The organism is Leptolyngbya sp. FACHB-541, assembly GCF_014695875.1.
Taxonomy (GTDB): domain Bacteria; phylum Cyanobacteriota; class Cyanobacteriia; order Elainellales; family Elainellaceae; genus JAAUTN01.
Genome location: NZ_JACJPC010000066.1, coordinates 1 through 15,052 on the forward strand (window position 1 = coordinate 1; position 15,052 = coordinate 15,052).

Below are 15,052 nucleotides of genomic sequence, written 5' to 3' on the forward strand. Positions count from 1 at the left end.
TGGGAGCAGTTCTGCAACTGGGTGACCAGCACCGACAACCGCCTGTACGTAGGCTGGTTCGGCGTTCTGATGATCCCCACCCTGCTCTCTGCCACCATCTGCTTCATCATCGCCTTCATCGCAGCCCCTCCGGTTGACATCGACGGCATCCGTGAGCCTGTTGCCGGTTCCTTGATGTACGGCAACAACATCATCACTGGTGCAGTTGTGCCTTCCTCCAACGCGATTGGACTGCACTTCTACCCCATCTGGGAAGCGGCTTCTCTCGATGAGTGGCTCTACAACGGTGGTCCTTACCAGTTGGTGGTATTCCACTTCCTGATTGGCGTGTTCTGCTACATGGGACGCGAATGGGAACTGAGCTACCGCTTGGGCATGCGCCCCTGGATCTGTGTGGCTTACTCTGCACCTGTTGCAGCAGCGACCGCAGTGTTCTTGATCTACCCGATTGGACAAGGTTCCTTCTCTGACGGAATGCCCTTGGGTATCAGTGGTACCTTCAACTTCATGTTCGTGTTCCAAGCCGAGCACAACATCTTGATGCACCCCTTCCACCAGCTAGGCGTAGCGGGTGTGTTTGGTGGAGCGCTGTTCAGTGCGATGCACGGTTCTCTCGTCACCTCTTCTCTGGTGCGTGAGACGACCGAGACCGAATCTCAGAACTACGGCTACAAGTTTGGACAAGAGGAAGAGACCTACAACATCGTTGCAGCCCACGGCTACTTTGGTCGTTTGGTAGGTCGCACCAATGAGTTAATTCTAGGAACTCGCGCCAACAGCCGCACCCTGCACTTCCTGTTAGGTGCATGGCCTGTTATCGGCATCTGGTTCACGTCCTTGGGTATCAGCACGATGGCATTTAACCTAAACGGTTTTAACTTCAACCAATCGGTGTTGGACTCGCAAGGGCGTGTAATTAATACTTGGGCAGATGTGTTGAATCGGGCAAACCTGGGTATGGAAGTGATGCACGAGCGCAATGCTCACAACTTCCCGCTTGACCTGGCAATGCAGGAGGCTGAACCTGTGGCGATCGCCGCCCCCAGCATTCACAGCTAACCCAAACTTTTCAAAGCTTCGGTTGTCAGTTTAGCCAGTCATAGTGAGTGCTTGAAACGAAACTGAATTCTGACAACGCGATGATAGCGCCCTTAACATGGGCGCTTTTTTGTTGGAATCATTCTCCTAGATGAAGGCAGTTTGACAAACATCTTCTCAAACAATCCGTAGCTCAACACCTTGACTAGAGACTGCCATCCCAGATATGCTGTCACGCTAAGGTTGTCTTTTTTACACAAAGCAACCCTGTCAACCCAAAGATCTAGCGCCACTCAAGGCTGTTCGCGCAACCCTGAGCGGCTAACCCCCAAACTGATGTAGCTAGTCTGTCGGCTAACGGTGGATCTTAACACTCCCTCCCGACTTGTCATGTCAAAAAAAGTGTTGCTTCCCTTCAGGACATGAAAGTGAAAAGCTTAAACTCACTTTTAGTTCTCTATAACCACGGTTAATCTGAATAGTATTGCTCACGTCAATCAGTTGAGCATACAAAGCGACTAACTGGAGCCTTAAAATAGAGGTGCTGCATTGGGGTAACTTTATGCAAATAACCCTTAACCTGCCTGATAGCCTCAGTCAAACCCAAACCTTTAACCAAAGCGACTGGTTACGGGAAATTGCGATCGCCCTGTTTCAGCAAGAGCGCATTGGACTCAGCCGCGCTAGCAAAATTGCTGGCATCGAGTTGATTGACTTTCAAAAGCTCCTTGCTGAACGTGGTATCTGTGTTCACTACGATGTGGAGGACTTTGAGCAGGATGTCCAGCATCTACGCGATCGAGGCTGGCTGTGATCGTTGTCAGCGACACCTCTGCTCTTTCCAATCTTGCTCTCGTTGATCACCTCTGGTTGCTGAAAGCTATTTACCAAACCGTAATCATTCCTGATGCTGTTGCTAACGAACTGGCAGCAGCCAGCAATCCAAAAATCCCAACCATTCTTCAACTTAATTGGATTCAAACTAGATCCCTAAACAATCCACAACTCGCTGATCAGCTTCAACAAGAACGAGGACTGGATGTTGGAGAAGCCAATGCAATCGCTCTGGCGCTTGAACTGGAAGCTGACGACCTACTCATTGATGAACGTTTAGGACGGCAAGAAGCTCTTCGATTAGGACTCTCTATCATTGGCATTTTAGGCATTTTGCTCCTTGCCAAACACAGAGGAATCATCCTCCAAGTTCAGCCTGTCATGGATACCTTGATCGACCAAGCTGGTTTTCGTATTAGTCCTCAGTTGTATCATCGTGTCTTGGTCCTTTCTCAGGAACTTAAAACTCCATAAGTAGCAGTTTCAGCTTCCAGTCTCGTTACCAAACTCCAGTTTGGTAACGAGACTGGACGTTCACAAGTAAGAATAGAACCCCTTACCTAGCGATCGCCCTCTCATCTTTACTAGGGAAAGTAGGAATTAATCTACACGGTATACTTCACTCATCCTGCGTTTATACGCAAACGTATCGCCTTTCCTTCTTCCCCATCATCTATGAGCAATCCGTCCCCGGCACCTGTTCCCCCAACGGATGCAATTAAAGAGACGACTGAGAAACTAGCCGCCTTCGTGCAGTGGATTGCTCAACTCATCCAAAGTCGCAGCTGGTTCACGATTTTGCTGCTGCTGGATGTTGTCTTACTATTTGCAGCAAATCCGGGTGTCGCAACTAAGCTGTTGACCACGTTCTTTCCGCAGCAAACCCTACCAGAACAGTATCCCGGTTTGTTTTGGCTGACGCTGGGGCTAATCTTTGTTGTAGCGTTAGTTGTGGCCGTGCGAACGATGCCACAACCCGCAGCAGATGCGACTGACTTTACAGAACGTAAGGCGATTAAAGGATTGCGACCCTTTAGCGCCGAAGATGCCGAAATTTTTGCTCAGCTTCAGCGCAACCGCAGCCTAAAGGAATGTCTGGAATCAATTACAAGTAGCACCTTCCGCTTTGGAATTCTAATGGGTGAGTCGGGCAGCGGCAAGACTTCGTTTTTGCAGGCAGGTTTATTGCCCAAGCTTTCAACTTCACAAGGCGCTCATCGCGCTGTTTACGTCAAGTTTGCCGATCGCCCTCCCATCGACACAATTCGGTCTGCGCTAAGCGAACAACTGAAATTGCCCAAAGAAAAGGTTGCAACGGCTGATCTATTAACGCTTCTAAACATAGCAACTGAGGCGATCGCCAAACCGCTGATCCTGCTGTTTGACCAGTTTGAACAGTTCTTTGTGCATCACAAGCACAGGAGCGATCGCCAACCGTTTATTCAGGCATTGACGGATTGGTATGGTACAGAAACGCTTGCGGTGAAGATTGTGGTTTGCATTCGCGGGGATATGTGCGATCGCCTGGTCGAACTGCATCAGGCGCTAGGCTATTCGCTCGGGCCGCAGGAAGTCTTTCGGTTAGAGAAGTTTACGCCGATCGAAGCCGCCAAAGTGTTGCGCGTGATTGCTGACACCGAAGACCTGCAATTTGACGATCGCTTTGTTGCAGAGCTAGCAGAGCAAGAACTGGCAAATCGCGAAGACGGCTTGATTTCTCCCGTAGACCTGCAAATTCTCGCCTGGATGATCCAGCGGCAAACGGTTGAAGAACTGCGGGCGTTTAACCGCACTGCCTTTCAAAAGTTTGGCGGCGTTGAGGGCTTGATGACTCGCTTCCTAGAACGAACGCTAGACGCACGGATGATCAAAGCTCAGCGTGAAGCCGCTGTCAAAGTGTTGCTGGCGCTTACCGACTTAGAACGCAATGCCCGTGCCGGGGTGCTGACCATCACCGAACTCCAGACGAAGCTACAGAACACCGTCAAACCCGAAGAGGTTGAAGAGGCGGCTTCCTGGCTTGCTCGCAGCGATGTGCGCCTGATTACTCCCATTGAACACACCACCTCAACAGGTGATACCACAGGCTATGAACTAGCTCACGAACGTATCATTCCTGCCCTGATGCGCCTGGCAGGGCAAGAACTCAAAGCCGCCGATCGCGCCAACCAACTGCTCGATCGCCGCGTCAACGAGTGGCTGGGAAACCAGCGTAATTCTCGCTATCTGCTCACCTGGCGCGAACTGTGGATGGTGCGACTACAAAAGCCTTACCTGGTCTGGGGTGCCCAACACCGTCAAAAAGCCCAACTCTTGCATCAAAGCTATCGCCGCATTTACCAGTCAGCCACTGCTGTCGCATTGGTTACCCTGCTAACAATAGCTTCCAGCGGTTGGCTCCTCTACATCCCTCAAGGACAGATTCAACGAGTCCGCTGGGAGTTAGCAAGTCCGCTGCACAGAGTCGAGGATGAACAGGTTGCTGAAGCGGCGATCGCATTTGCTAAAGATGAACGCTGGCGACACGCATTCGACATTGTTAAAAAGCACATCAGTGATCCCGATGCAAATGTTCAATTTTTGAGTGATGCCGCCACAGCATCCGCTAAATTCGCCAATAGCAATATTGCCAAGCAAATTTTGACAGCAGCATTCCAAGTTTCTCAAACGCTCGAAGATCCCTTTAACCAGGCTGAAACATTAAGTGCCATTGCCGCAGCTTCTGGGCAACTCAAAGACACCAATGCTGCTAAGCAGATGCTGATAAAGGCTTTAGAAACTGCCCGAACTCTTGGAAGTACATCTGTCGGAGGGGATGCAGATGAGGAAAGTTCAGATGATAAATCTGAAACGCTAATTGCCATTGTGCAAGCATCCAGTCAACTAGGAGATCCCGTTTCTATCAGGGAGATACTAACAGCAACATCACATGAAATTCAATCTCTCAAAGATCCTTCTAATCAATTCGATGTACTGAATACTGTTGCCATAGCGTATGGACAATTAGGAGATATTGACACTGCTAAGCAGTTTTTGACAGATGCATTGCGGATTCAAACTGCTGAATCCACCTCTAGTCCATACGAGTCTGGCAGATTTGATGCTTTGATTACTATTGCAGGAACATATAAGCAATTAGGTGATACTGACACTGCCAGTCAGTTGTTGGCAGATGCATTTCAAATTGCTCAGGCTCTCGACGACCCTTCTGATAAATTTGATGCTTTGATTACTGTTGCCACAGCATACGGGCAATTGGGAGATGCTGACACTGCCAGTCAGTTGTTAGCAGATGCATTTCAAATTGCCCAGACTCTCGACAATTCTTCTGATGAATGGGGGGCAGGGGATAAGCTTGATGCACTCAGTGAAATTGTGGACGCAGTGAGTCAATTAGAAGGTACAGATGCCACTAGAAATATCTTGACATCGGTATGGCAAGTTGCTCAGGGTCTTGAAGCTTCTGCCGATCAATTTGATGTATTTATTGACATAGCTACAGCCTATGGACAATTGGAGGAACCAGATACAGCTCGACAAATATTAGAAGCAGCGCTGCAAGCCTTTCCAAAGCTCGAAGAATCTTCAGAAGGATGGGGGTCAGGCGGCTCTAACTCACTGATCAACATTGTGGAAGGATCTGAAAATATAGGATCTGCGATCGCTGCTAGAGACGTATTGATCAACGTATCGCGAGTTGCCCAAACCCTTGAAGATGCCTCTGATCAATCCGATGTGTTGAGTGCCATTGCGAAAGCAGCCGAGCGGTTAGACAGACAACTGAAAGATACAACTGCTGCCAGGGATGTTTTGACAGAAGTGTTACAGGCTGTCAGCATGTCTCAAAACTCTGCTCATAAATCTTATGTAATGTATGTCGTCGCATCAGTGTATTTGCAACTGCAAGATCCTGATACCGCGAAGCAAGTTTTAACGGACGCACTACAAATTGCCCAGACTATCGAGGACGACTCGACCAAATCTGACGCATTAAGTACGATGGCGTCACTGTATGGACAATTAGAAGATACTGATACTGCTAGACAAGTTCTGGCACAGGCACTTGAATCGGCAGAGATATCTGGTGAGCCTCAATCGTTAAGCTCTATCGCAGTGGCATACGCGAATCTGGGAGACTGGGGAGAAGTGTTGAGAGCATTGAGACGTTGTCGTGAAGAAGAAAGAGTACAGGCATTGACAGAGGTGTTGACGCTATGGGCAGAAAAGCGGAATCCGATGTTGCGAGAGTTGAGAGAAGAAGAGGAGGAGTGAAAGGGTAATCAATTCTCACCCCTTGAAGTAGTGAGTGAGTCGATCGCCCCTTACCCAACGCTTAGAGTTGGGTAAGGGGCGATCGCTTCTAAAAGGCGGATTGGAGAACCTTAGAATTGAGGTTTGATATGCTTATCCCACACATTTTTTAACTGCTCGGCATCTGCATTAGAAATCTGTCCAATCTTTGTTATCAGGAGTGACTTCTCTAAACAATCAAGACGAGAAAGGCGAACCGTTGAAGAAACACGTAACCCACTTTCAGCCCAATTATTCAACCGAACATCCATTTGCGTACGAGGTTGAGCAGAAGTGACGACCGCAGCTACAACATCATCACCATCTAGCCACAGAATCAAAATTGGGCGCTTTTTGGAAGATGCTCCACTCGTAAAGGGAATATCAGCCACCCAAAACTCACCGGGCTGGATAATCATCGTAAAGCCCTTCGTCTTCAGGTGAATATCCGCTTAGGAATGCATCGTGGATACGGACAGAAGGTTTCGTATCAAGCGATTCTTCAGATAACATTCCAGCGGTTTGAAGTAGTGGTTCTTTGGATGTGTCCGTTATCTTCGGAGATTGGTTAGACTGACTGAGCGCATTCACGAAGCCAAGCACTTTCCTTAATCCTGACTCTGGTAGATGATGTAGCTTAATTACAATTTCATCAATCAACGTTGCCATAGGAAAAGGGGTTTTGATGAAGGCTTGTACGTTCCTATTATGCCATCGCTCCAAGCCTGCGTGAATTGGATGGAACCTGACATTTCTGTTGGGTGTTACGCTTTGCTTCACCCAGCCTACGAATCTACTCGCGATCGCCCAAACGGACAAAGATCCAAAACAACACAGCGATCGCACGCTGGATTCTTGTAATAGCAACACTTTTGCCCGTGCAGCATTAGTGACTCGTGGTTGTCATAGATTTGCTGGGCTGTCCACTCTTTAGGAAGCTGCGCTTCGAGCAGTGCATGAGCTGGACCAACAGCAACATTGGCAGGAATTAAACCTAGACGAATCGCCACTCGATGATGATGACTGTCTACAGGCAAAGCAGGTAAGCGCAGGCGACTAAAGGATAAGACGGCTGCACTGGTTTTAGGTCCAACTCCGGGCAAAGATTCTAACCAGGCTCTTGCTTCTGGAACTGAGAACTCGGCTAAAAAGTCGAGAGATAAGTCACCGTCTCGACGCTCCCCGATTAGTCTCAGCACTTGCTGGATGCGGGGGGCTTTCTGTTCTGCCCAAGTGCAAGCGGCGATCGCCCATTCCACTTCTTGCGTCGGCGCATCCCTCACCGCTTCCCAGGTCGGAAACTGTTTCACTAATTGCTTAAAAGCCCTTCCCGAATCTGCATTGCGAGTGCGATGGGACAACAGTGAGGAAACTAACTCACTTAACGGGTCAAGATCATGAAAGTAAGGAATAGGGCAGCCATACTCAGCACACAGGCGATCGTGGATAAGTAGGGCTTTTTGTTGCAGGTCAGGCATGGGAGGGGCTAGGGGCTGGGGACTAGGGGCTAGGAGTTGGCGGTTTTCGGTGTCATTCATCTTAAATTGCTTTTGGGAGCGATCGCTGCTATCCAAAGACTGGTGTTTCTTCTGCCCATCAGTAGTCAAAATCTCTCACCAATCTTTAGCCTCTAGCCCCCAGCCCCTAACCTCTTTCCTAACCCCAGTATCAAATTTTCCTAAAAGATACTGAACATTCCCATCATCCGTGTCATGCTTTCTTCAAGCCAAAGCTACGGTTCAGGTCACTCAAGGCAAATCAGTGACTTCTGGAGGATAATGTGACCGATGTTTTCATTTCTTACTCGCGTCGAGACAAGGAGTTTGTGCAGCAGCTCCATACATCACTGTTGGCTCACAAACGCGATACCTGGGTAGATTGGCAAGACATTTTGCCTACTGAAAAATGGTGGAAGGCAATTGAAGCAGGAATTGAGGGCACTGAGGCATTTGTGTTTGTGATCAGCCCCGATTCGGCAACTTCTAAAGTTTGTACTGATGAAATTGAACACGCAATCAAACACAACAAGCGGCTGGTTCCGGTTGTGCGTCGGGATACTGATCCGGATCGAGTTCATCCTGCTTTGAGTGCCCACAATTGGCTTTTCATGCGGGAGAGTGACGATTTTGATATGGCGATCGCCCGTCTCCTCCAAGCGATCGACACCGATTTACAATACGTTCGCGCTCATACTCGACTCACCGTGCGAGCAGTGGAATGGGAGTCCGTAAAGCGAGACAACAGTTTTTTACTGCGAGGCAAAGACCTAGCTGCTTCGGAGCAATGGCTACGACAAGGTCAGCTAAAGCATCCTGCACCAACACCCCTTCAGGTCGAATATATTACCGCTAGTCGCACCGTTCAATATCGCAAACTAGAGCCGCGCAATGTAGTTTTGATTAGCACTGCGGCGGCTGCACTATCAATTGTGGTGAGTTTTTTTGGAGGCTTGCAGCCTTTAGAATTCGCTGCTTATGATCATCTATTTAGAATTCGACCCAGTGAGCCGCAGGACGATCGCTTCCTGATTGTAGAAGTGGATGAAGAAACCTCGCGGCGGCTGGATACAGAGTATGGAGCCAGCCGAACTGCCACCCTACCCGACCCTGTTTTGGCGGAGCTGTTAGAGAAATTGCAGCCCTACCAGCCTAGAGTGATCGGGTTAGATTTATATCGTCCTGGTGCGGCTCAGGCAGAGCTAGCGCCTCAGCTTGAGCAAGCGGAGAATTTAGTTGCCATTTGTAAAAGCAGTGAGACAAACTTGGAAGGCGAAATCATCGCTGATGGCACCCAACCTCCACCTGAGGTTTCCCCTGATCGCATTGGCTTTGGTGATTTCTTGCTCGAAGCGGACGGCAACCGGGTACGTCGCCAGATTCTCGATCAAAGTGCTGATCCTGAGTTTTGCGATACGAACACTGCTTTTAGCCTGCTCATTGCCCAAAAGTACCTGGAATCAGAAGGTGCTAACAGTGAGGCGATCGCTTCTCCAGACGGCACCTATCCCTGGAAGTGGCAATGGGGCGAGTCCGCTTTTCAACGGATCGGATATGGCAGCATTTACCATTATGTGTTTCCTAGCTATGTGGTTCTGCTCAACTATCGGGCTTACGAAGGCGATCCTGCCAACTTTGCCCCACGAGTGGGTTTGGCTAACATTTTGGAGAATCGGCTCACCGAGCAAGACCTGCAGCAATTTAGCGATCGCATTGTGTTAATTGGAATCACTGATGTCACGACCAGAGACAATGATTCCTGGTCTACGCCCTACGGAGAGCGTGAAGTTCCAGGTGTAATCATTCAAGCGCAAATGACTAGTCAGATTGTGAGTGCTGTTTTAGATGGACGTGCGACCATTTCTTGGTTACCCCTGTGGGCAAGTGTGCTGTGGATTTTGGGCTGGGGTGTATTGGGCGGATTTGTTGCCTGGTTTTTTCAGCGGCTCCTCTCCCTCAGTTTGGTTGGAGTGGTGACGATGGCCAGTCTTTATGCCATTTGCAGCCTATTGTTCATTGCTCAAGCCCTGTGGCTGCCGCTGATACCGCCTGCACTGGCCTTTTTGCTAGCGGGTTCGAGCGTCGGCTATATCACTTACAGGTTGCGTAAAGCCTGGTAGCGTTTATGTCTACAATTTCAGTACAGATTCAAAGTGCAAACCAATGAAACGGCGTTTTCGCAGCATACTGGTAGGGGTTTTAGTGTTGGCGATCGCCAATTCTTTTCTGAGCACTCCACCCGCACTGGCTCAGTCAGCTGTTTCACCGGGTTTGATACGTCGGGTATTGAATCTCTTTAATCCACCCAGAAATCGCAACAGTGGTACAGCGTCGGGACGGCAGTTTGCAGGAGCAAGTCGTGACCTTTGTCCACCCACCTCAACTGCGCTTACAGCCCTAGTGCCTGACACCAACTTGGGGCTAACTCTTGATGCCCATCCTACTTTGTGGTTTTACATTCCCTACGCCTCACCTCAGGACTACGAGACCGAGTTTGTCCTGATTGACGCTGAGGAAAACGACGTTTATAAGCAAAACTTTTCCTTACCCGCAGAGCCAGGAATCATCAGCATTCAAATTCCAGAGCAGGTTGCGCTAGAAGCCGGGGACTCCTACCGCTGGGTTATCTCCGTCATGTGCAATCCTGGCAATCGCTCAGGAGATGCAACGGTCAACGGCTGGATTCAGCGGGTCGATCGGGAGCTGGATGGTCAACTTGCACCGGCAACTTTAGAAGGTGAACTGCTGCTCTATTCTAAGAACGCTCTGTGGTACGAAATGCTAACTACGCTAGCCCAACTGCGCCGTGACCAGCCCGATGACCCAGAAATTGAAGCTGCCTGGAAGGAATTTTTAACCACTTCTGGGTTAAGCGAATCTGTAGCCTCAGCCCCCGTTACTTTGTGCTGCGCTGCAATTGATTAGTTTGTAGGGTGCTGTTAGCGAAAGCGATCGCCCCTATCGCCATTCCCCCGAAGCGTAAAAGTCCCATAGTCTCGTAGGTTGGGTGGAACAGAGCGGAACCCAACACTCCAAACTTGCTGTGCTACTACGTGACTACCGCCATTCCCCCTGAAGCGTAAAAGCCGCCCAATAATAAGGCGTTTGCCAGGTCGAGTTCCCATCCTGCAGCAGTTGAAGCTGGGCTGCCCGCAGTGCTTCTGCCGGTGAGTTGTTTTTATCGATTAACTCATCATAAAACCGACCCATTAGTGCGGCAGTTGCTTCATCATCAACGCTCCACAGACTGACCAAAACTCGCTCTGCTCCGGCATACATAAAGCCACGAGTTAACCCAACTAGCCCTTCTCCTCTCAGATTTGCTCCCAGTCCTGTGCGACAGCCGCTCAGGACTACTAACTCAGCAGGAAGACTCAGGTTAAACATATCTGTGAGGCTAAGAAAATTTTCTCCTTCCAGTGGTCTAATTTGTTCGTCGTATTGCGATAGCACCAGCCCAGATTCCCCAGGTGAGCGATCGTTGAGGAAGCCGTGAGTCGCAAAGTGCAAAATCTGATATTGATTTAACTCCTCGTCAAAGACTCTTTCCCGATTTGCCTCAAAGCCAGTCAATGAGAGAAAATTTTCTCCTTCATCTTCAGCAATTTCAATGATCTCGCGGGCTTCTTGACTGGTGCCCAATAACCGAGCATACGCTTCAGTGGGAGGGCTTGGGGCTCTTCCAGTTGTGGAAGTTGAAGCTGTTTCTTGCCCTGCTGCAAGTTCTAAGAAACGAGGATCTTGGCGGTTAAAAACAGGATCGGCAATCACTGCTAACTGTCTGGGAGCAGGAGGGCGATCGCCCAATCTCTCTCGAATAATTGCCAGAGCAGAAGCCGATGGCAGGTTTACAATCTCATGATTGACGATCAGTGGTTCTGGCAAATTTTGGGGGTCAATAGGAATGCTTTCAGCTTGCGGAATTGGAATGGCGCTAAAGGGAATGTAGTGCAACGAGCCATCTGCTACAACTAACAGTCTCTTATCTCCCAATTGATCAGCAGCAGGGCCTAAAATCATGCGGCTTAACTCCATCCCAGCCTGGGCAGTGCGAACCGCTTTGACTCTTTCACTTGGCACAGTCAAGAAGTTATAGAACCGCCGAGATGCCGCATCGATCGCTGCCCGTCCAGGGAGTTCGTAAGTTTTAACCTCGGTATTAGAAACCAGCCATAAGTAGCTGCGTTCCTCTCCCAGCCAATATTCCAGCAGCAGCGTATCGTCATCCAGAATTTGGGCTTGGATGTCTTGCACGCTTAACGCTTCTGGCTGCGTAATTTCTGCATATTCTGGATTGCTGGCGCGAATCTGTTCTTGAACCGTCTTGTACTGGCTCAAAACCTGATCAATTTGCTGCTCAAGCTCAGTCTGCTGTTGATCTAGCCGAGTTTGCCGCTGGTCTAGCTGGATCTGCGCTGCAAGCGCCTGAGTTAGAACTGCTGTGATATCCGCACTGGGTTTGTCAGTCGGGCTGCCAATGTCCCCAAGTGTACTCTCTACAAGACTTGCGATCGCCTCAGCATCGATCACCCCTGTAGAATCCGCAACTTCTGGAGGGCTCTCGATTGAGAGTTGCTGCAGCGAGTTCAAGGTCTGTTGCTCGGCGCTAAGCTGTTCCCACTCCGCCTCCAAGCTTCCAAACTGTCGCCGCAGCCTACGTTCCGCTTGCACCAATTCAGGATCGCCTACGTTCTGATAAGCTTCTGCTCCTGTCAAAATTTCTAAAAGGCTACGTGCCCGTGCCCGTTCGCTGGTTTCCAGAGCCAAAGCACCAAATTGCTTGTCATCATCAGGTCTTTCCGATGGAGCTGCATCAAGATATTGATGTAGGAGGCGTAGTAGCTCTGATTTTCAGCAAAGAACGAGGCGCGATCGCGATAAAACTCAAAGTTATTCTGCTCTGAAATCAGCGCGGTCAGCAAATCTTGATTGTTGACTCTGGTAGGCAACTGCTCAATCAGGTTAAATACCGACTCAATGTTTAGGTAAGCGTCAATCGCCTCATCCAGTCGCCCTTCTGCCCTAAGTGCGTTTCCCAAATTGACATACTGAGTCGGGGTTGGATCAAGACGTGTTGCCACTTGATAATCTTCGATGGCGGCATCAATTTGTCCCAGTTCTGCGTAGGCAACCCCTCGATTGTTGAAGGCAGCGGCGAGCTGGTTGTTTAGCTCGATCGCTCTGGTGTAGGCGGCGATCGCCTCCTCTCGGCGATTTTGAGAGCGCAAAACTCGTCCCAGCGTGTTGTAGTCTTCTGCGGTGGCGTTGTCAGGCTCTCGCAGGGCGATCAACCTGGGGTCGATCGCATTCACGCGCTCGTAGACTTCTCGTGCTTCTTCAGGGCGATTAAGCTGAGTCAGCACAAACCCCAAGTTGTTGTAAGCCACCACCAGCGTAGGAGATAGCTCAATTGCCTGACGATAAGCTTGAGCTGCTTCCTCTAACCGTTCCAGGCTACGCAGCGAATTTCCCAAGTTGTTATGGGTTGTGCCCAAGGTTGGGTTAAGTTCGAGAGCAATTTGGTAAGCGGCGATCGCTTCCTCATGATTGCCCTGATTGCCCAAAGCCCGACCCAAATTAATGTAGTCAATCACGTTGGTAGAATTGGCGTTGTTGAGAACAGCACTAGCTTGTGCCTGAGCCTGCTCCGCCTCCTGGGGTTGCCCCAAATCTCGCAATACCTCAGCCAGGTTGTTGTAGGCGTTGGCCAGATTAGGATCAAGCCGAATTGCTTCGCGGTAGGCATCCGCTGCCTCTTGCAATCGTCCCCGACGCGCCAAGACGATGCCCAAGTTGTTGTGGGCAACAGCAAGATTAGGGTCAATTTGAAGAGCTCGACGGTAGGCGGCGATCGCTTCATCCACCCGTCCTCGCGCCGCTAGAGTCCTGCCTTCTACGACGGCATCTAACGCATTAACTGTGGCAGGAGCCGCTTGAGCATAGGTTGAATCGGACGAAGCGCCCCGAATACTTTGGGCAACAGTACTTTGTGGGAACAACACCGAGCACAGAATGACTAGCGAAACAGTTAACCGAAGCTTGCTCATAGTTCCTCTTTCAGCAGGAGAGAATCACAACTGAGGATTGCCAAGTCAATCAGCCAGGAAACTTAGTCAACCCAAGTCAAAACCGAATAGCACTGAGTATAGAACACTACTGGAGCAGCCCATAAATAAGAGTTATTTACACAAATTTACAAAAAACCTTGCAAAAAACCACAATAGGCGTAAATACTATAGATAAGGGAGAAAAATCCTCACCCCATACATCCAAATCATTTGTTGTAAACTAAGCACTCATTAATCATGACAACGACTCTACAGCGGCGCGAGAGCGCATCCCTGTGGGAGCAGTTCTGCAACTGGGTAACCAGCACCGACAACCGCCTGTACGTAGGCTGGTTCGGCGTTCTGATGATCCCCACCCTGCTCTCTGCCACCATCTGCTTCATTATTGCCTTCATCGCAGCTCCTCCCGTTGACATCGACGGTATCCGTGAGCCCGTTGCCGGTTCCTTGATGTACGGCAACAACATCATCACTGGTGCAGTTGTGCCTTCCTCCAACGCGATTGGTCTGCACTTCTACCCCATCTGGGAAGCGGCTTCTCTCGATGAGTGGCTCTACAACGGTGGTCCTTACCAGTTGGTGGTATTCCACTTCCTGATTGGCGTGTTCTGCTACATGGGACGCGAATGGGAACTGAGCTACCGCTTGGGCATGCGCCCCTGGATCTGCGTGGCTTACTCTGCACCTGTTGCAGCAGCGACCGCAGTATTCTTGATCTACCCGATTGGACAAGGTTCCTTCTCTGACGGAATGCCCTTGGGTATCAGTGGTACCTTCAACTTCATGTTCGTGTTCCAAGCCGAGCACAACATCTTGATGCACCCCTTCCACCAGCTAGGCGTAGCGGGTGTGTTTGGTGGAGCGCTGTTCAGTGCGATGCACGGTTCTCTCGTCACCTCTTCTCTGGTGCGTGAGACGACCGAGACCGAATCTCAGAACTACGGCTACAAGTTTGGACAAGAGGAAGAGACTTACAACATCGTTGCAGCCCACGGCTACTTCGGTCGCTTGATCTTCCAATATGCTTCCTTCAACAACTCTCGTGCACTGCACTTCTTCTTGGGTGCATGGCCCGTGATTGGCATCTGGTTCACGTCCTTGGGCATCAGCACGATGGCGTTCAACCTGAACGGTTTCAACTTCAACCAGTCGGTCATCGACTCACAGGGTCGTGTGATTGGCACCTGGGCTGACGTATTGAACCGGGCGAACCTGGGTATGGAAGTAATGCACGAGCGCAATGCTCACAACTTCCCGCTCGACCTCGCTTCTGTGAAGGCTCCTAGCATTGTTGGCTAGACTCTAGTCACAGCTCAAGCAAAAGCG

Annotated in this window: 12 protein-coding genes; 7 read left to right on the forward strand and 5 right to left on the reverse strand. The window is 49.9% G+C overall.

Annotated features, from left to right (window positions below; all coding sequences use genetic code 11):
- The 4 genes from psbA (H6G00_RS15075) to H6G00_RS15090 form a co-directional block, all read left to right on the forward strand.
- On the forward strand, positions 1–1,059 hold a 1,059-nt coding region (psbA, locus tag H6G00_RS15075; RefSeq protein WP_190797383.1), incomplete at its 5' end, for a photosystem II q(b) protein.
- Between the two features lie 541 nt (positions 1,060–1,600).
- Positions 1,601–1,852: a UPF0175 family protein gene (locus H6G00_RS15080; RefSeq protein WP_190640962.1), complete on the forward strand. Its 252-nt coding sequence runs from the start codon at positions 1,601–1,603 to the stop codon at positions 1,850–1,852.
- On the forward strand, positions 1,849–2,346 hold the full coding sequence (locus H6G00_RS15085; RefSeq protein WP_190797384.1) for a DUF3368 domain-containing protein: 498 nt from the start codon (positions 1,849–1,851) through the stop codon (positions 2,344–2,346). The genes H6G00_RS15080 and H6G00_RS15085 overlap by 4 nt, the downstream gene beginning before the upstream one ends.
- Before the next feature lie 201 nt (positions 2,347–2,547).
- Positions 2,548–6,144, forward strand: coding sequence for a tetratricopeptide repeat protein (locus H6G00_RS15090; RefSeq protein WP_190797385.1), 3,597 nt, complete (start codon positions 2,548–2,550; stop codon positions 6,142–6,144).
- 110 nt (positions 6,145–6,254) lie between these two features.
- On the opposite strand, the gene H6G00_RS15095 is transcribed toward H6G00_RS15090, so the two are convergent.
- The 3 genes from H6G00_RS15095 to H6G00_RS15105 form a co-directional block, all read right to left on the reverse strand.
- Entirely contained in the window at positions 6,255–6,581 is a 327-nt protein-coding gene (locus tag H6G00_RS15095; protein WP_190797386.1) for a type II toxin-antitoxin system PemK/MazF family toxin, read from the reverse strand.
- Entirely contained in the window at positions 6,562–6,831 is a 270-nt protein-coding gene (locus H6G00_RS15100) for a hypothetical protein (protein WP_190797393.1), read from the reverse strand. The genes H6G00_RS15095 and H6G00_RS15100 overlap by 20 nt, the downstream gene beginning before the upstream one ends.
- 116 nt (positions 6,832–6,947) lie before the next feature.
- Positions 6,948–7,640 (reverse strand): Fe-S cluster assembly protein HesB, encoded by a 693-nt coding sequence (locus H6G00_RS15105; RefSeq protein WP_347278188.1) that lies wholly within the window; start codon positions 7,638–7,640, stop codon positions 6,948–6,950.
- A 302-nt stretch (positions 7,641–7,942) separates the two neighbouring features.
- Here H6G00_RS15105 and H6G00_RS35405 point away from each other — a divergent pair, with 302 nt between their 5' ends.
- Together H6G00_RS35405 and H6G00_RS15115 are read left to right on the forward strand one after the other, a co-directional pair.
- Positions 7,943–9,778, forward strand: a complete 1,836-nt coding sequence (locus H6G00_RS35405) for a CHASE2 domain-containing protein (protein WP_190797387.1) — start codon at positions 7,943–7,945, stop codon at positions 9,776–9,778.
- A gap of 43 nt (positions 9,779–9,821) precedes the next feature.
- Complete coding sequence (locus tag H6G00_RS15115) at positions 9,822–10,583, forward strand: DUF928 domain-containing protein (protein ID WP_190797388.1); 762 nt, start codon at positions 9,822–9,824, stop codon at positions 10,581–10,583.
- Positions 10,584–10,715: 132 nt separating this feature from the next.
- Here H6G00_RS15115 and H6G00_RS15120 read toward each other — a convergent pair whose 3' ends face one another.
- Both H6G00_RS15120 and H6G00_RS15125 read right to left on the reverse strand, forming a co-directional pair.
- The gene (locus H6G00_RS15120) at positions 10,716–12,425 is read right to left on the reverse strand and encodes a CHAT domain-containing protein (protein ID WP_190797389.1); all 1,710 of its coding nucleotides are present in this window, start codon (positions 12,423–12,425) and stop codon (positions 10,716–10,718) included.
- Positions 12,380–13,705, reverse strand: a complete 1,326-nt coding sequence (locus tag H6G00_RS15125; protein ID WP_190797390.1) for a tetratricopeptide repeat protein — start codon at positions 13,703–13,705, stop codon at positions 12,380–12,382. Before H6G00_RS15125 ends, H6G00_RS15120 begins: the two co-directional genes overlap by 46 nt.
- 258 nt (positions 13,706–13,963) lie before the next feature.
- Here H6G00_RS15125 and psbA (H6G00_RS15130) point away from each other — a divergent pair, with 258 nt between their 5' ends.
- A complete protein-coding gene (gene psbA / locus H6G00_RS15130) occupies positions 13,964–15,025 on the forward strand; it encodes a photosystem II q(b) protein (protein ID WP_190797391.1) in 1,062 nt (353 codons plus the stop codon).
- Positions 15,026–15,052 lie beyond the last annotated feature (27 nt).